The sequence below is a fragment of the Andreprevotia sp. IGB-42 genome (assembly GCF_009848685.1).
Taxonomy (GTDB): Bacteria; Pseudomonadota; Gammaproteobacteria; order Burkholderiales; family Chitinibacteraceae; genus Andreprevotia.
In genome coordinates, this window is record NZ_WXTX01000009.1 from 47,162 (window position 1) to 67,438 (window position 20,277).

Below are 20,277 nucleotides of genomic sequence, written 5' to 3' on the forward strand. Positions count from 1 at the left end.
ATACTGCTTTATGCCTGCACGCTGCCATTGGCGTCATTGCTTGATTTCCCAATATTCTCTCCTGAGTCAGTTCCGTTCTCGCCCGTTGAGTATTTCTATGGGAGGCAGGCTGAATGCCGAAAATCCATCGTTCAGAGATAAGGATTTTCAGGGAGCGCCTTGATTTTCCATCCCTGCTGACGCAGGCTCGCAATCAGCTCTGAAGACGGTGTGCTCTTGAATAGCGCTGCAGTGAGCAAACCAGACTTCATGATGCCCAACGCACATAATATATTTTGCAATCGAATGTTGAAGTTCAGTATGAATTTCAGCTTGCGATCTTTAAAGCTGCGCCCCGTGCTACTGGTAAATTCCAACCCTGCAAAATATGAATCGTTGACCGCCAGATACGCCACGTGTGTGAAATGCATGCCAAGCAGGAATTTGTCCAGCTCACGTTCGGAAATTGAATATACATAATTTCCCACTGGCTCGAAGTAGTGCTGCGATGCCGTGCCACGCAATAGCTTTTTGAGGAAATAGAATATAAAAGAAAATGGTGCCCGGTCTGCAATCTGATCTCGTGGTTCGGTCAGAATAACCGCCTTTTTTGCTACACGGAACATTTCGTACAGTGCCATGTAGGGGCGCGGAAAATGGTGGAATGATTCCTTGCAGTAGACAAAATCGAAGCTGTTGTTATCAAATTGTATCGATTCTGCATTCTGGACAGAAAAATCCTTTATGAAACCTTTTTCATTGCCAATTTTCAGCAGGGTGTCCGTGATATCTGTGCAATGTACATCTGGCGCCCCGGCGTTGAGCAAATAATTTGCATCGGTGCCAAACCTGCCATCTCCAACTGTCAGCCAGCTACCCTCGGCATAGTTTTCAATAAAGCATTTAATGGGATTTCGCATCCGTTCATGCCGCCATGCATCAAGCGTATCCGATCTGAACCAAGTCTCGCCTACTTTGATGCGATCAGCATCAGAGAGCACCTTGCTCCATTCATCCTTATGAGCATCGGATAACCGGTTGGCCCATTCTTGTTCGCTGCTATGGCAATCGCCATCGGCTGGACTGTTCATATAGGGTAAATCCTGGTTATGATACGCATGTATAGCATAAGTAAAACGATGAATAGCCAATAGGCGCTACAAACTTTGTTTTCCCGATGCGCTTTGCCTGCACGCCAAGTGCAAACAATCGAACCGTTGCGCGATGGCTGCGTCAGTCGGGTATTGGCATGCAAACCGAAATGCTGACCATGACATCGCAATGAGCTTGCTCATGCAATTTGGTTACTCAGTGGGTAAGCCAATTTGCGCTATGTTGGCGTTACGCCCGGGTCTGTTACTTGTCATTCGATGATGCCACGCGCATAGCCGCCGTGGGCTGAGGACAGCACGCTGCACAGCATGGCGGCCTGCTCGCTTTTACCCAGGCTCTCCAGCACATCACGCTGCTCGGCGTAGTCTTCGCCACGGCGCAGCGCTTCCGCGCTCATGCCGGAGCGCTTGATCAGCGCCTGCAGCCTGGCTTGGTCGATATGCAGGTTGGGGCATTTCCTCGCCGCATAATCGGCGGAGGCCATCACGCTGCCGACCTGGGACTGGATGGCTTCCTGTTCGGTGACTTCGGCAAGCGCAGCCGTTACGTTCAGCGCGGTGAGCAGGGCAGTGGCAATGTGCAGGTGTTTCATATCAGGTCCGGATTGCTGGGCAGATGGCATGCCAGAGTGCGCTGATCCGCAAGGATGACGCCGCAAAGACCGGGCAACAAAATCTGGCAGGCGCTATTATGCCACCTTTCGCCGTGCTTTCTGGCGTGACTTTGCTGCGATTGAATCTGATGAAACTGCCCCTCGGCCTGTTGGCCACCGTGCTTGTCTCTGCTGCTTATGCCACGCCACTGAGCGAGTGCCTGGGCTATGCGCCCGCCGACAAGGTGTTGATCGTCAATGCCGATGACCTGGGCATGCATCCGGAGCTGGATCGGGCTGCATTCAGGCTGATCGATAAAAAGCTGATCCAGGATATCTCTGTGATGCCGCCGACCCCCGGTTTTGCCAAGGTGGCGGAGATGGCCAAGGCGCGTGGCATGGCGGTGGGCGTGCACCTGACCCTGACCAACGAGTGGCAGGAAAAACAGCCATGGGGCGCGGTGTTACCCAAGAGCGAAGTGCCATCGCTCTACAACGACCAGGGCAATCTGTGGGCCAGCGTGGATGAGCTGGTGAAGCATGCGAAACCGGAAGAGGTGAAGCGGGAAATCCTCGCGCAGATCGCCAAGGTGCAGGCTGCAGGTCTGACCGTTACCCACCTTGATGGGCACATGCTGTTCTGGCGTGGCAGCAAGGCGTTCATCGATATCTATGCCGGCCTGGCGCGTGAAACCGGCATACCGACCATTTCGCAATTTGCCGGCATGTCGTTCGAGCAGCAACTGGCGCTGAATCAGGGCATACAGAAAGACTTGGGCGTGGTCACACCCGATACCTTCACCATGTTGTACAACCCGGCATTGCGCCGGGCCGGCATGCGCTTTCCCGGCTACGACAATGTGCTGGCCTCGTTGCCGGCTGGCGTGAACCACCTGATCATCCACCCGGCCGAGGACAGCCCCGGTGCGCGCGAAGCCATTGCCGACCTGCAACTGCGTTTGTCCGATTTCGACGTGTGGAACGGGCCGGAAGTGCACAAGGTGATACAGCAGAAAAAGCTGAAGCTCACCAACTACCTGCCGCTGAAGGCGCTGCAGCAGCAGGTGGATGCATCACCGAAGAATTGCCTGCAAGGTGGTGCCCGCTGATGTGCCGTGGCAAGGGTTTGCGCCATGCATTGACGGGTTTGTGGTTCAATGATCCGCTGCTATCAGCAAGCCCGATCGTTCCATGAAGGAAGTACGCATGCATCGCCTGGCCAATGCCCACCTGGTGAAAAAAACTGTCCGAAGAGGTCGCGCAGCTTGAACAGCAGCAGGCGCAAAAACAGCGCGAGCTGGCCGAGCTGGAAAGCACGCTCAGGGACATGCGCGAGCAGCTGGAAATCCTGCGAGGCGGCTAGGCTGGTTGTGCCTTTGCGTGACCAGGTCCCGTCCGGGCCGATGTTTCCGTGCCATGCTCAAGCTTGCCAAACTGCGCAAATCCTGAGAAAACGCCTGCGTGAGCTGGCTGTTGGCCGGCAGTGGACGAGAACAGGTCATGAGCAACGAGTTACAGGTGGAAGACCTTGTGCTGGGTGAAGGCAAGGCCGTGGTGAAGGGCGCATTGATCACGACGCAATACAAGGGCGTATTGGAGGACGGTACCACCTTCGATTCCTCGTACCAGCGCGGCAAGCCGTTCCAGTGCGTGATCGGCACCGGGCGGGTGATCAAGGGCTGGGATCAGGGCCTGATGGGCATGAAGGTGGGCGGCAAGCGCAAGCTGTATGTGCCGGCGCACCTGGGCTACGGTGAGCAGCAGGTTGGCGCACATATCAAACCGAATTCCAACCTGATTTTCGAGATCGAGTTGCTGGAAGTGCTGACGCGCGACGATTGAGCTTGAACGTAGCTGCAAAAGCCACGCATGGGCGTGGCTTTCTTATTTGCCGCTATTGCCGGTTGGCCGTCAACATGGGGCTCAGATTGCTGCTTCGTTTGTCTCGCCAGTACGGATGCGTACCACGTGCTCGACCGGGGTGACGAAGATCTTGCCGTCGCCGATCTTGCCGGTGTGGGCCGCCTTGACGATGGCTTCGATCACCGCGTCGACCTGATCGTCGGCAATCACCACTTCCACCTTGGTCTTGGGCAGGAAATCGACCACGTATTCTGCACCGCGGTACAGCTCGGTGTGGCCTTTCTGGCGGCCAAAGCCCTTGACCTCGGTGACGGTCAGGCCGGAAATGCCCAGTTCGGAAATGGCTTCGCGTACTTCGTCGAGCTTGAACGGTTTGATGACGGCTTCGATTTTTTTCATGTCGTCTCTCCTTGAGCGCTGTTGAACTCCGAAAGTATAGCGGCTTGCCCATGAAAAACGGCGCCATCGGCGCCGTTTTTCACATGGACTGCTGTTTACTTCTTGGCAGGCGCACTGGCCTTGGCAGGCTTGGCGGCAGGAACGCTGGCTTTATCAGCCTTGGCTGCCGGTGCGCTGGCCTTGCCCGGCTTGGCAGCGGGCGCTGCTGCGCCGGCCTTGCCGCCTACGCTGATCTCGCCGGAGATCTTCTTGTAGGTGCCTTCCTTGATGCCCGGCACCTTCTGGATGTCTTCGGTCGACTTGAACGCGCCGTTGGCGGTGCGGTAGTCGATGATGGCCTTGGCCTTGGCCGGGCCGATACCCTTGATCGCTTCCAGTTGTTGCTGGTTGGCAGTGTTAATATCCACCGCAGCAAATGCGCTGGTGACCAGTGCGAAGACGCTGAACAGCGCGACGAGCCATTTTTTCATGATGTGTTCTCCCGGTATTTGGTTGCATTGCAGTACGCGGCAGCTTTGCCGACGGCATTACTATAGCAATCTCCGCCTAATTGTCAGATTAAATTCAGTTTCATGCCCGCCATTTCCGCACAACAGTCTGTTTCGCACTACGAAAACTTCCCGGTTGCATCGCTGTTGATGCCGCGGCGCCTGCGCAAGCCGGTGGCCAGCATCTACCACTTTGCCCGCCACGCGGATGACTTGGCCGATGAGGGCGATGCCACACCAGCCGCGCGCCTGGCCGCGCTGGCAGATTGCCGCGCGGAGCTGGCGCGCATTGCCGCGGGCGAATTACCGGCCACCGCGCGTTACCAGGCGCTGGCGCAAACGGTGCGTGATTATGAGGTGCCGCTGTCGCTATGCGGCGATCTGCTCAGCGCATTCGAGCAGGATGTGGTGAAAACCCGCTACGCCGATTTTGGCGAGGTGGTGCAGTACTGCCGCCATTCCGCCAACCCGGTGGGGCGGATATTGTTGCATCTGTTCGGCGCTGCGGATACGCGCAACCTGGCGATGTCGGATGGCATCTGCACCGCGTTGCAACTGATCAATTTCTGGCAGGACGTGGCCATAGACTGGCAGAAAGACCGCGTGTACCTGCCGCAGGACGAACTGGCAAAATTCGGGGTGACCGAGGCGCAGATTGCCGTCGGCAATGCCGATATCCGCTGGCAGCGGCTGATGGCCTTCCAGGTGGACCGCACGCGCCGCATGTTGCACGCCGGGGCACCACTGGCGAAAATCCTGCCCGGCCGCATCGGCCTGGAGCTGCGCCTGACCGTGCTGGGCGGCGCCACCATCCTCGATCAGCTGGAAGCCCGGCGCTACGACATGTTCAATCACCGCCCCAAGCTCACCGCCGGCGACTGGCCGCGGCTGATCTGGCGCGCACTGCGGAAGCGCTGATATGGCCCGCTCCCCCCGATTCGGCCGCCGCGAAACGCAGGCGCTGCAATCACTGCTGAGTGGCCGCATCTGGCCGGCGCGCATTGCCGCACTGGCCGTACTGGGCGCGTTTGCCTGGGGCTGGTGGCAGCAGCAACATCAACCAGCCGGCCCGCCGGGCAGCATGACCCCGGGCATGGTGGTCAGCGGCGAAGTGGTTTCGGTGGCCGATGGTGATACCGTCACCGTGCTCGATGCCGGCAAGCAGCAATACAAGCTGCGTCTGGCGTACATCGATGCGCCGGAGAAAAGCCAGCCCTATGGGCAGGCAGCCAAGGCAGCGCTGTCTGATCTGGTCTACCGCAAGCAGGTCACCGCCGAGGTGATCGATGTGGACCGTTACCAGCGCGGTGTGGCCGTTGTGGCTGTAGCCGGCGCCCCGGTCAATTACGCACAGGTTGCCGCTGGCCTGGCGTGGCATTACCAGCAGTATGCGCAGGGCAAGCAATCGGGTGCAGAGTACGAACGCTATGAAGAAGCCGAGCAAGCGGCGCGCAGCGGGCAACAAGGCCTGTGGGCAGACAAGGCACCCACGCCGCCGTGGGACTACCGGCGTAGCAAGCGCCAGTAATTGCCGTTTGGCCAAATCACCCGGTCGGCAATTTCGGGTTGATATGTAGCCTGCTGCGTTCGCCTGATGGCGGTGCTTGCTGGTTCAGTCTTCTGCCACCTGGATCACCAGCTTGCCGAAGTTGCGGCCGGCCAGCAGGCCGGTAAACGCATCAGGGGCATTTTCCAGCCCTGGCACGATATCTTCCGGCAGCTTGATTTGGCCTTCGCGCACCCAGGTGCTGACTTCCTGGTTGAATGCTTCCACCCGCTCGGCGTTGGCAAAGTGATCCAGAATGATGAAGCCTTCCATGCGGATGCGCTTTTGCAGCAAGGTTCTGACCATTTGCGGCAGCAGGTTGGGGCCGGCTTGCACATAGCCATCGTTGTAATGCGCGATGATGCCGCACACCGGTACGCGCGCATGCAGGTTGAGCAGTGGCAATACGGCTTCGAATACCGCGCCGCCGACATTCTCGAAATACACATCGATGCCATCCGGGCAGGCTGCGGCCAGCGCAGTACCCAGATCGGGCTGGTTGCGGTCCAGGCAGGCATCGAAGCCCAGTTCTTCCACTGCATAGCGGCATTTGTCGGCGCCGCCGGCAACGCCCACCACGCGCGCGCCTTTCAGCCGGGCGAGTTGCCCGACGACTGCCCCCACTGCACCGGTGGCTGCAGCAACCACCACCGTTTCTCCAGCCTTTAACTGGCCGATATGCAGCAAGCCCACATAAGCGGTAAAGCCGGGCATGCCCAGCCCGCCCAGCGCCTGTGATGGCCGGGCGATATCGCCCAGCGGCTTGAGATCTGCGCCGTTGGCTACCGCATAGTCTTGCCAGCCGGACTGGGCCAGCACCAGCTCGCCCACTTGCAAACCGGCATGCCGCGATTCGACCACCCGGCTGACCGTGCTGCCCACCATGACCTGATCCAGCGCGATTGCGGGTGCATAGCTGGTGCCGGCCGCTTCCATCAGATTGCGCATATACGGATCAAGCGACAGGTAGAGCGTGCGCAGCAGCACTTCGCCGTCGCCGGGTCTGGGCACGGCGGCTTCTTCCAGCCGGAAATCACCGGCGGCGGGTGCACCCCTTGGGCGGGTGGCGAGAACGATGCGGCGATTGCCGGTACTGGTTTGGGGCATGCTGGGCTCCTGCTGAGGTTGAAATGGACCGGTCGTCTAGAAAATGGCCAGAAATGCACTGTCTGTTGTCAAGCAAAGCCCCGCTTCCTATTAGGTTTTTGCTTGTTTCCTGCTGTATGGGGCACAGGTTTGTGCTGTGCACTATAAGTTCTGATAGACCGCTTGGCTAGTTCCTGTATGCATTAAGGCAATAGGCAATGAGCAGAATGCATTCCCGTTACCTGCGCTATGCATCGGGAAACGCAGGGAGGGCGGGATGCGGCTTTTCGGCGCGGCGGTGACTGGGTGCAGCAGGTGCATCGAAACAGGTAAGGACTGAGGCAGGCGTTACACATGCAGAATGGCATGCGGGGACGAAGAACAATGGTGGCGTTGTACCGCCCTTGTCCTTTGTTGGAAACACCATGAAAAAAGGCCAGCAATATGCCAACCCGCTTATCCAGTCCGACCCCAAGCCCAGCCCGCGGTCCATCGAGCGCGCAGCGGGCACGCTCGATTGGGTCGACAACTTCAAGCCACCCCCGCCGCCATCGAAAGCAGTCATTGCAATCGTGCAGCACGTGCAGCAGAACTATGCGATAGGCGCTGATATATGGCAACGGGACAACCCCAAGCTGGATTTCCAGCAATACGCACAAGACCGGTTGCGCGCATATCGCGCCGAATGGGATGACCCGCGCTCGACGATCAAGGTAGATCAGCCGGAATTCGCAAAATACGCCGGGTTCCGCGCCGGGCAAGACCAGCTCAAGGCCATTGCGGATGTTGCCGATAGCCGCACGATTGGCGATATTGCCGGTGATTCGGTAAAGGCGGCCGCGCGCGGGATATCCCGTCTGGTGTATGACGCCTCGCTGCTCACCGCGCCGTTGAATCCGGTGATGTTGTACCAGGATCTGGATGGTGGCATCGGTACAGCGCAGCGCATCGCACTGCGGGATCGCCAGTCATCTGACGACTTCTACAACAATGCCCAATCGGATGGATTGAAAGCCCAGAAGGCGCGTTTTGCAAGTCGCACGGATCGGGATGTGGCGGGGACCGTTCAAGCCGCAATCGATAACCCCGGTGTGATTGGTGACATTGCCTCAGAGCAAACCGGCCCGGCGCTGCTAACCGGCTTGGGTGGCAAGGCGCTGCAAACGACGGGTGCGTCTGCACGGGCTTTATCCGCATTCGGGCTTGGTTCCGAAGTGACGCAGTCTGGTCTTTCCACCTATGGGCAAGCTTTGCAGGATGGCGCCAAGCCTGGCGACGCGCTGCTGGCATCCGCGCAAGCGATGCTGACCACCGGGCTGATCGGCAAGACGCTGGGCGATGGCAGCCGCTTGGCCCGTGCGCTGGAACATGCGCCCGGCAAGTACAGCATGGGTGCACACGCATGCAGACATGCTGGTGCGCGAGCCGTTGAGCGAAGCCGCACAGGAAGTGCTGGCCGATAACCTTGCCGGCAACTTGGCTACCGGCGAGGATGCCTTCGACAACTGGCAGGAAAGCGCCGTGCTCGGCGCCACTGGCGGGCTTGGGCAATCGCTTGCGTTGCAGGGTGTGGGCAAGGGCATGGCGCTAGGCAGGCAGCAGGCTGACATGACGCGGGTACTGGAGCCGGTTGTTGATCTGCAGCCTGGCGAGATGCGACGATCGACTGTATCCGATCCACAGGCGCCATCCCCGGCTTCAGCCCATGCCATCAGTAATGCGGATGGTCTGCCCGGGGCCGTTGCCGGTGAGCAGTCTGTGGCGGCCGGCGTTGTACCGGTACGGACTATCTTGCCGCAACCAGATGAGCAGCATGTCTTTGAACCCGGACAGCACGCTGAACCCGATCCATCTGTCCCCGCCCATGAGCCGGATGTTTCGGCGGTGGCGCAGGCAACAAGACCGGATTCTTTGGCGCGGGAGTCAGATAATGCCGCTGCAAATGGCATTGAAATGCCGGCGGATGCCTTGACTACGCAAGCCCGCGTCAGCGCCGCTGATCACGACAGCCCGATTGTTGAACCTGTGATTGAACCGGGAAGCGAATCGCAACAGCACGCATATTGGCAGGCCCAGCAGCGCCGCCGTGATGCCGGTTTGTACGTAATGCGGCAACTCTAAGCAAAAGCTGACAATGCGGAGGAACTGGCCCAGCGGCAAGCCATGCCCACTTATCAACGTGCGTTGGGCATGTGGCTGGATGCCGATGCACGGTTGCAGAAAATGGCGCCCTTGCCCGCTACGCCTGTTCGGGATGCCATGTCATTGCCGGAAGCAGAGGCGATACAAACTGCTTCAGGCGCTGCGCCGCCGTTGTTACCTGCCGTACAAACGCCAATGTACACGACCGCGCAACATGGTGCGGTCAGGACGCCGCAGCCGCAGCCAACAGGGGCGCTGATCTTTGTTCCGGAGCGGGTACTTAATCGCAACGGCGAGCCTTTCAGCCGTGCCGCGCTGGCAGATCTTTACGCCAGGGCATTCGGGCTTTCGGCTACGCATCGGGCTGTCGCAGCTGGAGATGGATTTATGTTGCAGCAGCTGGCAAATCAAGTGCTGCGCGTTGATGAGGTACAACACAATACACAGTCGTTGGACGGTGACGTTGTTGTCTCAGCTGCTATGCTGCCTTTCAATGGCGCCGCTTCGGAGTCCGGTTTTATTGAGCAAATCGCACATCCGGGCAAGCCTGATCACACAAAGCCCGTGAATACGATGCCCGATTCGCTCGCAGAGGCTGACATAGCGGCGGATGCTTATGGATTCACTCCCGGCAAGGCGATGACAGTCGATGAAGCATCGATTGCGCTCGCAAAAGCCACAGGCTTGCGAGTCGATCTGTTTGGCGGTAAAAAGTCAAAAATAGGTGGAGCAATCAATGTGGATATTGAAGCAATGGAAGGTGTGCGAGCTGATTTGACAAAAGGCTTGGGGTTTCTGCCAGCTGCTTCGAGCGCTGAAATAACGGCATTTAACCCATTCATTTCTGATCGGAGCGCGATGTTTGCAAATGATAGGCTTGCTGAAGCACTGCGAGTTCTCAAGCCCGGTGGAGAAATGGTCATTGCCGCAACGAAGGGTAACTCTTATGTGAAACTTGGCAAGTTCCCAAGTGAGGAACAGTTAAATTTGATGGGGTTCGACCCGGTTGAGTACAAGGCGCCATTGACTGCCATGGCTGACTATCCAGCCAGGTTCGGTGGTGTTCGGTTCAGCCGGACGGATGGGATGGGCTTTATCAATCCGGATGACATGATTGTCATTGTCTTGAGGAGGAAACCATGACGGCTGTTAAAGGGTTTTTCGACGAGATCGGCTTTTCTGAAGCCATTTGCACTGGCTTCGAGTGGAAAGGGAATGATCTTGAAGTTTTTTTTGAAAAAGGCGTTGATATCAGCGGTTCAGTACATCCGCTGGCAGAAAAGTTCTCGTTTGAAAGCCCATGCAAAATTACTTTTTCTGATGTTGCGAAATCCGGCTTGAAAATATCAAGGTTGGTGGCACTTCCCAATTCTTTTGAAACTTCCATTGTCGAGCGGACCGCAGATCCCTTTCCGGTAGGGGGTATTCATGACTTTCATCTGGAGGGGTTCATGGACGGTAATCCGGAAAAGCGATGGTTTGTCTGGACGCTGTCAGCCAAGGAAGCTTATTTTGATGACCTGGAATAAAAGATGGTTCGAAAAATAGTGCAGTGGCAGTGCGGCAGGAATTCCTTCCATGGTCCAGTAAAAAGATAAATTACCCTTGATGACTATGAGATAAAGGAGTGCGCTAGTGAAATTTCAAGAGGTTGAACTTGAAAAGGTGATGCTGGAGCCTGCCCGGTATATGGATGTCAATATTCTCGTCAAAGGGCTCCTTGCCGTTCGGGCTGACAAAACAACGCCCTACATAGAGGGCGCTACGGAAGAAACGCGTCTGGAGATTTCAGACAGGGATTTCGTGGATCGCCTGTTGGATAATGTCCCTTGCTATGTGGGCGGCAAATTTTTGTATCATGATCAGGTGAGCATTGTTGCCCGTGCAGGGGGTGGCAAGCATGGCCCCGTGCTGGACGAAATTGTGAAGGTGGTTTTTGTCAGGGGAGGGGAAACATTTACGATTTAGCATCGCAGGTGTTCAAGATGATTGTTGTAAAAAGACATATTCCCGGCCGGACGTCATGGGCGTTGATTTGCTGTTAAAACGCCAGCTGACGTATAAGGAAAATGTTGAAGCAATGCCATGCAGTTTATTCAAATAAATTGCATGGCTGACGAGAGGTAGTGGTTTTTTGCTTGTAGAAGTATCTTTATCCGGATCTTCTGGAATGGATTCCATCATCTTGGCTTGATTGGTTGTGTGGTGTGATCGTTGAAGTTGCAAGAAAGGCGTTCTGGGGCTTGATATCTATGCTTATAAAAATCTGAGTGCACAGTTGGGAACAGGTGCGGACATGTTTGCCAGTGCCATGAAATTGTTCGAAAATGAAGGGCTGAGGGTTGCCGCCATTCGTGGTTTCTGGAGGCCGGGACAGGGTAGTGATAACTACAGACAATATACGGAAAATCTTGAAAAGGGCATGGCCCCGAAGCAAGCTGCTGCAAATACCTGGACGGGAAGATCGTTGCCCGATTTGGTTACCCGGTAGTCAGTGAACCCGAGGATTATTTTGGAAATATCCGGGTTATATTTACGCCATGAAAAAGGAGGTTCTATGAAAGAGATATTGTCCGGTGTCAAGCCTTCCGAGCTTTTCAAGGAAATGATTCGTGCGGGCCCGGGCGTTAAAAATCATGACATTGCAATGGCGTTCAGAGACGCTTCCCTGATGTAGATGGCGTGGCAATCAACGCAATATGGGGGTGGCAGCGCGAAGGCAGGGAAGGACTCTCTGATGAAGTTCTCAATGCCATTCTTTTTGACTGCCTGAAGGGTGCAGACTATCTTTGAGGTATTTACAGCTTGGCTTTATGCCGGCGACAACGCGCGATATAAAATATTTGATTGTTTTTGAGTATTGATTGTGCCGGAACAACAAAAGAATGATGGGGGCGGGGCCCACGCCAGGTTCTGGTGGTGATGATTTCAATAAAGTTTTTTTTCGGTCATGAAAGGCAAGCGCTTCTGTTCACAGATTATCCCCGATGAAAAGCGCTCACCTGTTTCAATAAAAGCTTTCAGGAGGGGGCTCCCGATAATCTGCCTTTTTGTACAGGAGGCACTTTCTGTATTGTGACCATGCAAGCATGATTGACCGCATTGGCGCGGGCTTCAAGCAAGGGTGAGGGTGAAGGTCGACAGAGAGGTCGAAGTGTTCACGCTCTGGCCATTTAGTTGCCGCGCTATTGGGTCATGTGATTTGCAAGCGTACTTGCAGCCGCGTTATGTGGGAATCAGAGGTGGCGGTTGACCTATCAATCCCGCAACGGCGTAATGCTCACCGGCTCAGCCGCCGGTAACACGGCAGTGACTGCTGATGCCACCGGTACAGAAGCGGGCCGTGCTGCCGGTCTGGATGCGGCCTTGCTGCTCTGGGCAGGCGTGCTGCCCGGCTTGGGCAGGTAAAGCGGGCCCTTGAAGCCGCAGGCGGCCAGCAGGGTGGTGGCAAGAAGTATCAGGGCGCAAACACGCATGGCCGGGAGGATTGGTGGCAAAATCGGCATCATATCACTCGACTGCTGGCCCCCAATGACCGAATCCGAATTCCTTGATCTCTCTGATGCCGTGTTTGCGCAAATCGATACCGCGCTGGAAGACGCTGACCTGGATGTCGAAACGCTGCTGTCCGGCAACGTGTTCGAGATCGAGTTCGACGATGGCAGCAAGATCATCGTCAACCGGCATGTGCCCAACCACGAGATGTGGCTGGCAGCGCGGAACGGTGGTTTCCACTACCGGCTGGTGGATGGCCAGTGGCGCAATACGCGTGGCGATGGCGAGCTGTTTGCCGATCTGGCTGCATCGGTCAGCCTGCACGCAGGCGTGGATTTCAGCTTCTGAGCTGGGCCGATCTGGGCTGGCTGGGCGGCTTGTTTGCCTCGGCGTTCTTGTCCGCCACCCTGCTGCCGGGGAACTCGGAGGTCGCCCTGGCCGCCTATCTGATCAAATGGCCGCAACAGCTGTGGCCGGCATTGCTGGTGGCTACTGCGGGTAACAGCCTGGGTGGCTTGGTCACGGTCTGGCTGGGCCGGCGTATTCCCCCGGCAGAAACCCCGCGCAAGGTGGCTTTGCTGCAGCGCTGGGGGCCAGTCATCCTGCTGGCCACGTGGTTACCGGTGGTGGGCGATGCACTATGCATTGCCGCAGGCTGGCTGCGCTGGCCGTGGCGCCGTATCTGGCTGTGGCTGGTGCTGGGCAAATTTTCCCGTTATGCAGTGATTGCCGCGCTGGGCCCCTATTGGCACAGTGCGTGATGGCCGGTGCATTGCGCACCACCATGGATAAAGGATTAACGCTTGAAGAATGGCCTGATGCAGCGGTTGCTGGTGATCGCGTTGGGGGTTGCACTGGCGTGCCCTGCCGGCGCGGATACCCTGTCCACGCGCCTGCCGGACATGGGCGATATCTCGCAGGAAGGGCTGAGCCCCACGCAGGAGCGGCAGATCGGCGAATCGGCGATGAACGAGCTGCGCCGCAGCGGCGTGATGCTGGACGATGCCGAACTGCAGGCCTATCTGAACCAGCTGGGCAACCGGCTGGTGGATGCGTCGGGCAGCGGGGTGAGCTTTACCTTCTTTCCGGTGGGGGATAAGGAGGTCAACGCGTTCTCCATCCCCGGCGGCTTTATCGGCGTGAACACCGGCTTGCTGGTGATTGCACAGCATGAGTCGGAGGTGGCCAGCGTGCTGGGGCATGAAATTGCCCACGTCACCCAGCACCATATTGCCCGGCTGATCGATGGCACGCGCTTCACGCCATGGATGATGCTCGCCGCCATCGGCGTGGCCATCCTGGCGTCGCGCTCCGGGGGCGGCAATGTGGGATCGGCCGCGGTGGCCGGTGCGCAGGCGATGGCGATCCAGAAGCAGCTCGATTTCACTTATGCATTCGAGCAGGAAGCGGACCGCATCGGTATGGAAACGCTGATCAGCGCCGGGTTTGACCCCGCCGCCATGCCGGCATTTTTTGAACGGCTGCAACGCAGCAACCGGCTGGTGGAGGCCAACGCGCCCGAGTTCCTGCGTACCCACCCGGTGACCTACAAGCGGATTGCCGATGCACAGGCACGGCTGAAGGAAATGCCATACCGGCAGGTGGTGGATTCGCCTGATTTCTGGTTCATGCGTGAACGCGCACGCGTGCTGCAGGGCAAGGCATCCGAGCTGGTGGATTTCTATCGCAAGGCATTGGCGGAAAAACGCTACCCCAACCTGCCCGCGTATCGCTATGGGCTGGCACTGGCGCAATTGCGCGCCGGTGATGCGGCGGCGGCGGAGAAAAGCCTGAAAGACACGCGGGTGGCATTCGGCCTGACGCGCTCGCATCCGGCCCTCGAGTCGCTGGAAGGGCAGATCCTGGTGGCGGAGGGCAAATTCGACGAGGCGCTGGCCAGCTACGCGCGCGCCACGGTTGCCTTCCCCGAGTATCACGCGCTGCGCTACGGGCAGATCGATGCATTGCTGGATGCGGGCAAGCTGGATCAGGCGCTCAAGGCCACGCAGGAATCACAACTGGTTTACCCGGGAGACGCGTATTTCTACCAGCGCGAGGCGCGCATCCACGCCAAGGCGGGCAGGGTGCTGCAGCAGTACCGGGCACAAGGTGAGTATTTTGCACGGCTGAACGAATTCAGCGCCGCCATCGAGCAATTGCAGATGGCGCAGCGCCAGAGCGGTGGTGATTTCTACACCATGTCCGGGCTGGAAGCGCGCTTGCGCGAGCTGCAGCAGAAGGTGCGCCCGGAAACCTGGCGCGACGGCGGCTGAACGAGCCCGGTGGCATCAACGGCGTAGCGTGTTCAGCCGCTGCCTTAGTACATCCAGGTATGTGGCAGGGTCTGGCGCGTGGCCATGGCGCTGTGCCTGCCAGATCATTTCGCCGAGGCCTTCGATCATCTCGTGCATGGCCACGTGCTCGTCGCCGGTGGCCTGGCACAGCGCCGCATAGGCCGCTTTCACGCCGGCGGGCTGGTCGATGGAGAGTTGCTCTTCCACCGCCAGGTGCATGCTGATGTGCAGGAACGGGTTGGTTTCGCCGTGTTCGGGTGGCCAGTCGCGATCCAGGTATTCCTCGGCCAGGTAGCCATGGTATTCCGGGTGGCGTGCCAGCACGCCGGCAATCAGTTTTTCCAGGTCTTCCAGCGGTTGGCCGGCCTGAAACTTGCGCCAGGTGCCGACAAAAAAACGTCGCGCCTGTTCGCGTGATGGGTTGAACAGCATCTGCAATACTCCAGGGTATGCGGGTATTTTCCGCTTATCCCGCTTCAACATCCATCTTCAGGAGTAACAAGCATGGCGGCTATCCATGATTTTTCCGTCACCGATATCCACGGCGGTGCCAAACCGCTCCGGGATTTCGAGGGGCAGGTACTGCTGATCGTCAATGTGGCCAGCAAGTGCGGCTTCACGCCGCAATACCAGGGTTTGCAGGCAGTGTACGAGCGTTACCGCGAGCGCGGCTTTGCGGTATTGGCCTTTCCGTGCAACCAGTTTGGCGGGCAGGAGCCCGGCGACGAGGCCGAGATCACCGATTTCTGCGAGACGCAGTACAACGTCACGTTTCCGCTGTTTGCCAAGATTGATGTCAATGGCAGTGCCGCTGCGCCGCTGTACCGTTTCCTGAAAAAGGAAGAGCCGGGCATCCTCGGTACCGAGGCGATCAAGTGGAATTTCACCAAGTTTCTGGTGGGGCGTGATGGCCACGTGGTGAAGCGCTATGCGCCCACCGTGGCGCCCGAGGAAATCGGCGCCGATATCGAGCGTCTGCTTTGACCGGACGGCGCGCCAGCGCGGTATCGCCACCCGCAGTATGAATATGCCGTGAAGCCGCAAGCCGGCGCTTGCCGCTGACCGGCGTGGCGGGCACGATGGCGGCTGTCCCGACTCTGCCTGCCATCCACGATGCCGCCTGATCAACGCCACGCACTGGCTACGCCGCTGACCTCCGCGCTGCGCGCGCTGCTGTTCCTGCCGCTTTCCCGCCACGGCACCGTGCCGCGCTGGCCCCTACTGGTGGTGCTGGCGCTCGGGCTGATGACTTCGCTGGTGCAGGGCTATGTATATGGCGATGGCACGCTGTTCAACGACTATGCGCTGCCTATCTGGCTGTTCCTGCCATTCGTGCTGCTGCTGATCGGGCTGTGGTGCGATCGGCGCGCACAGCCGGATATGGGCTGGATGATGTTCGGCCTGCTGCTGGCTGCGGGTATCTGGATCGGATGGCTGTATGCCGGCGTATATGAGCTGGCGCGCCTGTTCTTATCCCGGCAGCTGATGGAGTGGTTCGGCTTTGTCGGCTATTTCGTCGCCAGCGGCTGGCTGGGGCTGGCGGTAGGCATCGGTGCGGTGCGGGGCATCGGCTGGGTGCGCTGGCGCGGGTTGCTGTTTGCGCTGGGCATTGCGCTGATCGTGCTGGCGTTGCAGGCCTGGCTGGTGGATGCGCCGCGCCTGCTCTATCCCGACTACAGCGCGGAGCGCGATGAGATACGCCCACCACCACCCAAGCTGGCTGGTGAAGATGCGTTCTATGGTGAAACCTATCTATTGGACGATGCGCTCGATGCCATTACCGCCGGCAAGCCGGGCGTGCCGGAAGTGTTCACGATTGCGCTGGGTGGCGATGCGGAGCAGGCGGTGTTCCTGCGCGAAGCGCGCTCGTTCGATACGCTGTTCCAGCAGCGCTTTGCCACACCCGGCCATACCATCTTGCTGGCCAATCACGACAGCGCCACCGGCAAGATTCCCATCGCCACGCAAACCAGCCTGTCTGCCGCGCTGCAACGCATCGGTCAGCAGATGAACAAGGACGAGGACGTGCTGGTGCTGTACATGACCTCGCACGGCGGGCGTACGCACGATTTCCTGATCGACAACGCGCCGCTCGAGCTCAACCAGATCACGCCGCAGTGGCTGGCGGCTGCCATCAGGGAAGCCGGCATCCGCTGGCGCGTGGTGGTGGTGTCCGCTTGTTACTCGGGGGGCTATATCGCGCCGCTGATGGCGGAGGATGCGCTGGTGGCCACTGCAGCGGATGCCACGCATACCTCGTTCGGCTGCGCGGACGAAAACGATTTCACCTATTACGGCCATGCACTGCACGATGCGCTGCGCAGCCATGCCGACTGGTTGCCGGCGTTCGAGGCTGCCCGCGTGGCGGTCAGCGAGCGGGAGCGGCGCGAGCAGATCGAGCCATCGCATCCGCAATTGTTCGTGGGCGCGGCCATCGCCGGCAAGCTGGTGAGCTGGCGCGCGCATTGAGCAGATTGCAGCGGCGCTATGCTGTAGCCGGAGCGGCTGGTTGATCAGCCATTGCGCTCCGTTTTTGCCGGTCGGCCTGCAGAGAGACCTGCAAAGGGTATGCAGCTGGCCGGGTTCAGTGCGCTGCCAGCAGGGTATAGGGTAGCTGATCGAGCATCTGCTCGTAGCGGGACCATTCACCGAGGCAGCGGCAGGTCAGCCGCATGCCTTCCAGCATGGCGACGGCGTCATAGGCGCGTTGTTCCGCCAGATCAGCGGGCAGGCCCGCTTGCTGCAGCGCACCAGCCAGCCGCTCGGCCAGCTGCAACACCGAGGTGCGCATGTCCTGGCCGTATGCATCCCACGCATCACCCATGCTGTACACGTCCAGCGTACTGGCCTGGCGTTTTTCCATATCGGTCAGGCGCAGCCGTGCCACGAATACCGCCAGCTTGTTCCTGATATCGGCATTGCCTTGCAGCGTGACCAGCAGGTGGTGGAAGCGCAGCCCGGCCGCTTGCAGCACCGCCAGGCCGATTTCCGCCTTGCCGCCCGGAAAGTGGTGATACAGGCTGCCCTTGCCCAGGCCGCTGGCGGCAGACAGCCGGCTGAGCGTGGCGCCATCGTAGCCATATTGGTGGAACACCTCGCTCAAACGGATTACCAGTTCTTCACGCGTCATGTGGGGCTGCGGACTGCATCGAAAACCTGATTGTATCGGAAGCGGGCTGCTGGTCTTGACAGCACAACTGGCCATCGCTTTAAATTGTACCGTTCGTTCAGTACATTTTTTGTGTGCAATCTGAGGCCAAGGAGATTCTGGAATGCAAAACATCGGGAAATGGTTTTTCACCGGTATGGGGCGCTGGGTGCTGGCGTGCGGGATGATCGGCGGCACCTTGTCCGCGCATGCTGTGGAGCTCCCCGCGGGTGGCGGTCAGGCCATGGATCTGTATCTGCAGGCATGGCAAACCGATGACGCCGCGCAGCGGCTGCAATTGCTGCAACAGAGCGTGGCCGAGGGCATTGCCTACCGCGATCCGGGCAAGGTCACCCAGGGTATCCCGGCGTTATCGGGCTACATTGCCGAGGTACGCAACCAGTATCCCGGCATGCTGGGACACTGGCTGGCGGCGCCGCAGCTGCAGGATGGCGCGTACTCCCGCGCATGGCGGCTGGAAACACCGCAGGGGGTGAAGCTGTTCACCGGCGTGGATACCGTCGAATTTGCCGGCGATGGCAAGCTGAAGACCATCAGTGGCCGCTTTGACTGAATACCACCGCACGCCGCCTTGCCGGCGTATGGCCAGCAAGATGGGTATGTAGACGGTACCGGGGCATCGAGAGAGGCTGGTATGCGGTGCTCTAACACCAGTTCTTGCGTGGCAGTCTGTTGACTGTAAGAATTGTGCCAGATCAAACAGTTGGCGGTGTTGGCCAGCGCCCGGCGGGGCGGGAAATCCCCGCTTGCGGTGCGCTGCAGCCTTGAAGGATAAGGGCTTTTCCTGTAATATCCGGAAAATTTTGCACACGAAACGGGATGGGGCCACCTGTCCCGTTTTTCTACGTGTGCGGCCCCAAAAATCCTTATTCAGGAGCCGCCCAGTGTCTACACCCGCCTTGCTCGCGCTTGCCGACGGCACACTCTTCCATGGTATTTCCATCGGTGCCGATGGCGAGACCATCGGTGAAGTTGTTTTCAATACCTCGTTGACCGGTTACCAGGAAATCCTCACCGATCCCTCGTACACCAAGCAGATCGTTACCCTGACCTATCCGCACATCGGCAATTACGGTGTGAACCCGGAAGACGCCGAATCCCGCGCTGTCTTCGCCTCCGGCCTGATCATCCGCGATCTGCCGCTGCTGCATTCCAATTTCCGTTCGACCATGAGCCTGGGTGACTACCTGAAGGCCAACAACATCGTGGCGATCTCCGATATCGACACCCGCAAGCTCACGCGCATCCTGCGTGAAAAGGGCGCACAGCCCGGCTGCATCGTATCCGGCGAGAACATTGATGCGGCCGCTGCAGTGGAAAAGGCCAAGTCCTTCGGCTCCATGGCCGGGCAAGACCTTGCCAAGGTGGTGTCGATCAGCGAATCGCACGACTGGACCACCGCGGAGTGGAAGCTGGGCGTGGGCTACACCGTGCAGAGCAACCCCAAGTATCACGTGGTGGCGTACGACTTCGGCGTGAAACACAACATCCTGCGCATGCTGGCAGAGCGCGGTTGCAAGCTGACCGTGGTACCGGCGCAGACCACTGCCGCCGAAGTGCTGGCACTCAATCCGGACGGCGTGTTCCTGTCCAACGGCCCCGGTGATCCGGAGCCATGCGATTACGCGATTGCCGCCACCAGGGAGTTCATCGCGAAGAAGGTGCCGACCTTCGGCATCTGCCTGGGTCACCAGATCCTGGGCCTGGCGACCGGCGGCAAGACCAGCAAGATGAAGTTCGGCCACCACGGTGCCAACCACCCGGTGCAGGACCTCGACAGCAAGCACGTGATGATCACGTCGCAGAACCATGGTTTCCAGGTGGACGAAACCAGCCTGCCGGCCAATGTGCGCATCACGCACCGCAGCTTGTTCGATGGCACCGTGCAGGGCATTGCGCTGACCGATGCGCCGGCCTACAGCTTCCAGGGCCACCCGGAAGCCAGCCCCGGCCCGCACGATGTGGCGTACCTGTTCGACAAGTTCATCGCCATGATGGCTGATCAAAAGTAATTCCAGCCCGCCCTTGTGCTGCACGCAGCAACGGGGCGGCAGCAAGTACGGCGGATCGCCGCGCAGCGCAGCCAGCAAAGGATCACTTTGCCGGCCAAT

The 20,277-nt window shown here is 58.9% G+C and carries 26 protein-coding genes; 17 read left to right on the forward strand and 9 right to left on the reverse strand.

Annotation, left to right across the window (positions count from 1 at the left end):
* Window positions 1-131: 131 nt before the first annotated feature.
* Together IGB42_RS14315 and IGB42_RS14320 are read right to left on the reverse strand one after the other, a co-directional pair.
* Entirely contained in the window at window positions 132-1,070 is a 939-nt protein-coding gene (locus IGB42_RS14315) for a class I SAM-dependent methyltransferase (protein WP_159672790.1), read from the reverse strand.
* Between the two features lie 272 nt (window positions 1,071-1,342).
* Window positions 1,343-1,684 carry a hypothetical protein gene (locus IGB42_RS14320; protein WP_159672791.1) on the reverse strand — a complete coding sequence of 114 codons (342 nt, stop codon included), beginning with the start codon at window positions 1,682-1,684 and terminating at the stop codon, window positions 1,343-1,345.
* Window positions 1,685-1,833: 149 nt separating this feature from the next.
* Between IGB42_RS14320 and IGB42_RS14325 the strand changes: the two genes are divergently transcribed.
* Both IGB42_RS14325 and IGB42_RS14330 read left to right on the forward strand, forming a co-directional pair.
* Window positions 1,834-2,793 (forward strand): polysaccharide deacetylase family protein, encoded by a 960-nt coding sequence (locus IGB42_RS14325; RefSeq protein WP_236822596.1) that lies wholly within the window; start codon window positions 1,834-1,836, stop codon window positions 2,791-2,793.
* Window positions 2,794-3,184: 391 nt separating this feature from the next.
* Window positions 3,185-3,526, forward strand: a complete 342-nt coding sequence (locus tag IGB42_RS14330; protein WP_159672793.1) for an FKBP-type peptidyl-prolyl cis-trans isomerase — start codon at window positions 3,185-3,187, stop codon at window positions 3,524-3,526.
* Between the two features lie 81 nt (window positions 3,527-3,607).
* Here IGB42_RS14330 and glnK read toward each other — a convergent pair whose 3' ends face one another.
* A complete protein-coding gene (gene glnK / locus IGB42_RS14335; RefSeq protein ID WP_159672794.1) occupies window positions 3,608-3,946 on the reverse strand; it encodes a P-II family nitrogen regulator in 339 nt (112 codons plus the stop codon).
* Window positions 3,947-4,041: 95 nt separating this feature from the next.
* Complete coding sequence (locus IGB42_RS14340) at window positions 4,042-4,416, reverse strand: helix-hairpin-helix domain-containing protein (RefSeq protein ID WP_159672796.1); 375 nt, start codon at window positions 4,414-4,416, stop codon at window positions 4,042-4,044.
* A gap of 102 nt (window positions 4,417-4,518) precedes the next feature.
* Here IGB42_RS14340 and hpnC point away from each other — a divergent pair, with 102 nt between their 5' ends.
* Entirely contained in the window at window positions 4,519-5,352 is an 834-nt protein-coding gene (gene hpnC / locus IGB42_RS14345; RefSeq protein WP_159672798.1) for a squalene synthase HpnC, read from the forward strand.
* Between the two features lies 1 nt (window position 5,353).
* Window positions 5,354-5,962: a thermonuclease family protein gene (locus IGB42_RS14350; protein WP_201799946.1), complete on the forward strand. Its 609-nt coding sequence runs from the start codon at window positions 5,354-5,356 to the stop codon at window positions 5,960-5,962.
* A gap of 84 nt (window positions 5,963-6,046) precedes the next feature.
* Here the strand turns inward: IGB42_RS14350 and IGB42_RS14355 are convergent, their stop codons facing one another.
* A complete protein-coding gene (locus IGB42_RS14355; protein ID WP_159672800.1) occupies window positions 6,047-7,087 on the reverse strand; it encodes an NADP-dependent oxidoreductase in 1,041 nt (346 codons plus the stop codon).
* A 404-nt stretch (window positions 7,088-7,491) separates the two neighbouring features.
* Here IGB42_RS14355 and IGB42_RS14360 point away from each other — a divergent pair, with 404 nt between their 5' ends.
* The 5 genes from IGB42_RS14360 (at window position 7,492) to IGB42_RS14380 (ending at window position 11,176) form a co-directional block, all read left to right on the forward strand.
* Window positions 7,492-8,529, forward strand: coding sequence for a hypothetical protein (locus IGB42_RS14360; RefSeq protein ID WP_159672802.1), 1,038 nt, complete (start codon window positions 7,492-7,494; stop codon window positions 8,527-8,529).
* Entirely contained in the window at window positions 8,477-9,187 is a 711-nt protein-coding gene (locus tag IGB42_RS14365; RefSeq protein WP_159672804.1) for a hypothetical protein, read from the forward strand. The genes IGB42_RS14360 and IGB42_RS14365 overlap by 53 nt, the downstream gene beginning before the upstream one ends.
* Before the next feature lie 42 nt (window positions 9,188-9,229).
* A complete protein-coding gene (locus IGB42_RS14370) occupies window positions 9,230-10,351 on the forward strand; it encodes a hypothetical protein (RefSeq protein ID WP_159672806.1) in 1,122 nt (373 codons plus the stop codon).
* Window positions 10,348-10,737, forward strand: coding sequence for a hypothetical protein (locus tag IGB42_RS14375; RefSeq protein WP_159672808.1), 390 nt, complete (start codon window positions 10,348-10,350; stop codon window positions 10,735-10,737). Before IGB42_RS14370 ends, IGB42_RS14375 begins: the two co-directional genes overlap by 4 nt.
* A 106-nt stretch (window positions 10,738-10,843) precedes the next feature.
* Window positions 10,844-11,176 (forward strand): hypothetical protein, encoded by a 333-nt coding sequence (locus IGB42_RS14380; protein ID WP_159672810.1) that lies wholly within the window; start codon window positions 10,844-10,846, stop codon window positions 11,174-11,176.
* A gap of 12 nt (window positions 11,177-11,188) precedes the next feature.
* On the opposite strand, the gene IGB42_RS14385 is transcribed toward IGB42_RS14380, so the two are convergent.
* Entirely contained in the window at window positions 11,189-11,392 is a 204-nt protein-coding gene (locus tag IGB42_RS14385) for a hypothetical protein (protein WP_159672812.1), read from the reverse strand.
* Window positions 11,393-11,504: 112 nt separating this feature from the next.
* On the opposite strand from IGB42_RS14385, the gene IGB42_RS14390 reads away from it, so the two are divergent.
* Window positions 11,505-11,699: a hypothetical protein gene (locus tag IGB42_RS14390; protein WP_159672814.1), complete on the forward strand. Its 195-nt coding sequence runs from the start codon at window positions 11,505-11,507 to the stop codon at window positions 11,697-11,699.
* Between the two features lie 766 nt (window positions 11,700-12,465).
* Here IGB42_RS14390 and IGB42_RS22690 read toward each other — a convergent pair.
* On the reverse strand, window positions 12,466-12,717 hold the full coding sequence (locus IGB42_RS22690) for a lipoprotein (protein WP_374705055.1): 252 nt from the start codon (window positions 12,715-12,717) through the stop codon (window positions 12,466-12,468).
* A gap of 22 nt (window positions 12,718-12,739) precedes the next feature.
* Here IGB42_RS22690 and cyaY point away from each other — a divergent pair, with 22 nt between their 5' ends.
* Genes cyaY through IGB42_RS14410 form a run of 3 tightly spaced genes read left to right on the forward strand, consistent with a single transcriptional unit; the run spans window position 12,740 to window position 14,976 of the window.
* Complete coding sequence (gene cyaY, locus IGB42_RS14400) at window positions 12,740-13,051, forward strand: iron donor protein CyaY (protein ID WP_159672818.1); 312 nt, start codon at window positions 12,740-12,742, stop codon at window positions 13,049-13,051.
* Between the two features lie 11 nt (window positions 13,052-13,062).
* Complete coding sequence (locus IGB42_RS14405; protein ID WP_201799957.1) at window positions 13,063-13,464, forward strand: VTT domain-containing protein; 402 nt, start codon at window positions 13,063-13,065, stop codon at window positions 13,462-13,464.
* A gap of 42 nt (window positions 13,465-13,506) precedes the next feature.
* A complete protein-coding gene (locus tag IGB42_RS14410) occupies window positions 13,507-14,976 on the forward strand; it encodes a M48 family metalloprotease (RefSeq protein ID WP_159672820.1) in 1,470 nt (489 codons plus the stop codon).
* A 15-nt stretch (window positions 14,977-14,991) separates the two neighbouring features.
* On the opposite strand, the gene IGB42_RS14415 is transcribed toward IGB42_RS14410, so the two are convergent.
* Window positions 14,992-15,429, reverse strand: coding sequence for a DUF1841 family protein (locus IGB42_RS14415; protein WP_201799947.1), 438 nt, complete (start codon window positions 15,427-15,429; stop codon window positions 14,992-14,994).
* A 72-nt stretch (window positions 15,430-15,501) separates the two neighbouring features.
* Between IGB42_RS14415 and IGB42_RS14420 the strand changes: the two genes are divergently transcribed.
* Both IGB42_RS14420 and IGB42_RS14425 read left to right on the forward strand, forming a co-directional pair.
* On the forward strand, window positions 15,502-15,981 hold the full coding sequence (locus IGB42_RS14420) for a glutathione peroxidase (protein WP_159672822.1): 480 nt from the start codon (window positions 15,502-15,504) through the stop codon (window positions 15,979-15,981).
* Between the two features lie 129 nt (window positions 15,982-16,110).
* On the forward strand, window positions 16,111-17,466 hold the full coding sequence (locus IGB42_RS14425; RefSeq protein WP_159672824.1) for a C13 family peptidase: 1,356 nt from the start codon (window positions 16,111-16,113) through the stop codon (window positions 17,464-17,466).
* 115 nt (window positions 17,467-17,581) lie between these two features.
* On the opposite strand, the gene IGB42_RS14430 is transcribed toward IGB42_RS14425, so the two are convergent.
* Window positions 17,582-18,127 (reverse strand): TetR/AcrR family transcriptional regulator, encoded by a 546-nt coding sequence (locus tag IGB42_RS14430; protein WP_159672826.1) that lies wholly within the window; start codon window positions 18,125-18,127, stop codon window positions 17,582-17,584.
* Between the two features lie 142 nt (window positions 18,128-18,269).
* Between IGB42_RS14430 and IGB42_RS14435 the strand changes: the two genes are divergently transcribed.
* Window positions 18,270-18,719: a nuclear transport factor 2 family protein gene (locus IGB42_RS14435; protein WP_159672828.1), complete on the forward strand. Its 450-nt coding sequence runs from the start codon at window positions 18,270-18,272 to the stop codon at window positions 18,717-18,719.
* Window positions 18,720-19,050: 331 nt separating this feature from the next.
* Window positions 19,051-20,178 (forward strand): glutamine-hydrolyzing carbamoyl-phosphate synthase small subunit, encoded by a 1,128-nt coding sequence (carA, locus tag IGB42_RS14440; protein ID WP_159672831.1) that lies wholly within the window; start codon window positions 19,051-19,053, stop codon window positions 20,176-20,178.
* Window positions 20,179-20,277 lie beyond the last annotated feature (99 nt).

What these genes read in the sequence shown, in the direction of transcription:
- IGB42_RS14355 (WP_159672800.1), bottom strand. Translation starts at nt 7,087, where the DNA reads ATGCCCCAAACCAGTACCGGCAATCGCCGCATCGTTCTCGCCACCCGC.
- cyaY (WP_159672818.1), top strand. Translation starts at nt 12,740, where the DNA reads ATGACCGAATCCGAATTCCTTGATCTCTCTGATGCCGTGTTTGCGCAA.
- IGB42_RS14325 (WP_236822596.1), top strand. Translation starts at nt 1,834, where the DNA reads ATGAAACTGCCCCTCGGCCTGTTGGCCACCGTGCTTGTCTCTGCTGCT.
- IGB42_RS14425 (WP_159672824.1), top strand. Translation starts at nt 16,111, where the DNA reads ATGCCGCCTGATCAACGCCACGCACTGGCTACGCCGCTGACCTCCGCG.
- IGB42_RS14315 (WP_159672790.1), bottom strand. Translation starts at nt 1,070, where the DNA reads ATGAACAGTCCAGCCGATGGCGATTGCCATAGCAGCGAACAAGAATGG.
- IGB42_RS14420 (WP_159672822.1), top strand. Translation starts at nt 15,502, where the DNA reads ATGGCGGCTATCCATGATTTTTCCGTCACCGATATCCACGGCGGTGCC.
- IGB42_RS14435 (WP_159672828.1), top strand. Translation starts at nt 18,270, where the DNA reads ATGCAAAACATCGGGAAATGGTTTTTCACCGGTATGGGGCGCTGGGTG.
- IGB42_RS14370 (WP_159672806.1), top strand. Translation starts at nt 9,230, where the DNA reads ATGCCCACTTATCAACGTGCGTTGGGCATGTGGCTGGATGCCGATGCA.
- IGB42_RS14320 (WP_159672791.1), bottom strand. Translation starts at nt 1,684, where the DNA reads ATGAAACACCTGCACATTGCCACTGCCCTGCTCACCGCGCTGAACGTA.
- IGB42_RS14350 (WP_201799946.1), top strand. Translation starts at nt 5,354, where the DNA reads ATGGCCCGCTCCCCCCGATTCGGCCGCCGCGAAACGCAGGCGCTGCAA.
- IGB42_RS14385 (WP_159672812.1), bottom strand. Translation starts at nt 11,392, where the DNA reads ATGATGGAATCCATTCCAGAAGATCCGGATAAAGATACTTCTACAAGC.
- IGB42_RS14415 (WP_201799947.1), bottom strand. Translation starts at nt 15,429, where the DNA reads ATGCTGTTCAACCCATCACGCGAACAGGCGCGACGTTTTTTTGTCGGC.
- IGB42_RS14330 (WP_159672793.1), top strand. Translation starts at nt 3,185, where the DNA reads ATGAGCAACGAGTTACAGGTGGAAGACCTTGTGCTGGGTGAAGGCAAG.
- IGB42_RS14430 (WP_159672826.1), bottom strand. Translation starts at nt 18,127, where the DNA reads ATGACGCGTGAAGAACTGGTAATCCGTTTGAGCGAGGTGTTCCACCAA.
- IGB42_RS14375 (WP_159672808.1), top strand. Translation starts at nt 10,348, where the DNA reads ATGACGGCTGTTAAAGGGTTTTTCGACGAGATCGGCTTTTCTGAAGCC.
- IGB42_RS14340 (WP_159672796.1), bottom strand. Translation starts at nt 4,416, where the DNA reads ATGAAAAAATGGCTCGTCGCGCTGTTCAGCGTCTTCGCACTGGTCACC.
- IGB42_RS14360 (WP_159672802.1), top strand. Translation starts at nt 7,492, where the DNA reads ATGAAAAAAGGCCAGCAATATGCCAACCCGCTTATCCAGTCCGACCCC.
- IGB42_RS14365 (WP_159672804.1), top strand. Translation starts at nt 8,477, where the DNA reads ATGCTGGTGCGCGAGCCGTTGAGCGAAGCCGCACAGGAAGTGCTGGCC.
- hpnC (WP_159672798.1), top strand. Translation starts at nt 4,519, where the DNA reads ATGCCCGCCATTTCCGCACAACAGTCTGTTTCGCACTACGAAAACTTC.
- glnK (WP_159672794.1), bottom strand. Translation starts at nt 3,946, where the DNA reads ATGAAAAAAATCGAAGCCGTCATCAAACCGTTCAAGCTCGACGAAGTA.
- IGB42_RS22690 (WP_374705055.1), bottom strand. Translation starts at nt 12,717, where the DNA reads ATGATGCCGATTTTGCCACCAATCCTCCCGGCCATGCGTGTTTGCGCC.
- IGB42_RS14390 (WP_159672814.1), top strand. Translation starts at nt 11,505, where the DNA reads ATGTTTGCCAGTGCCATGAAATTGTTCGAAAATGAAGGGCTGAGGGTT.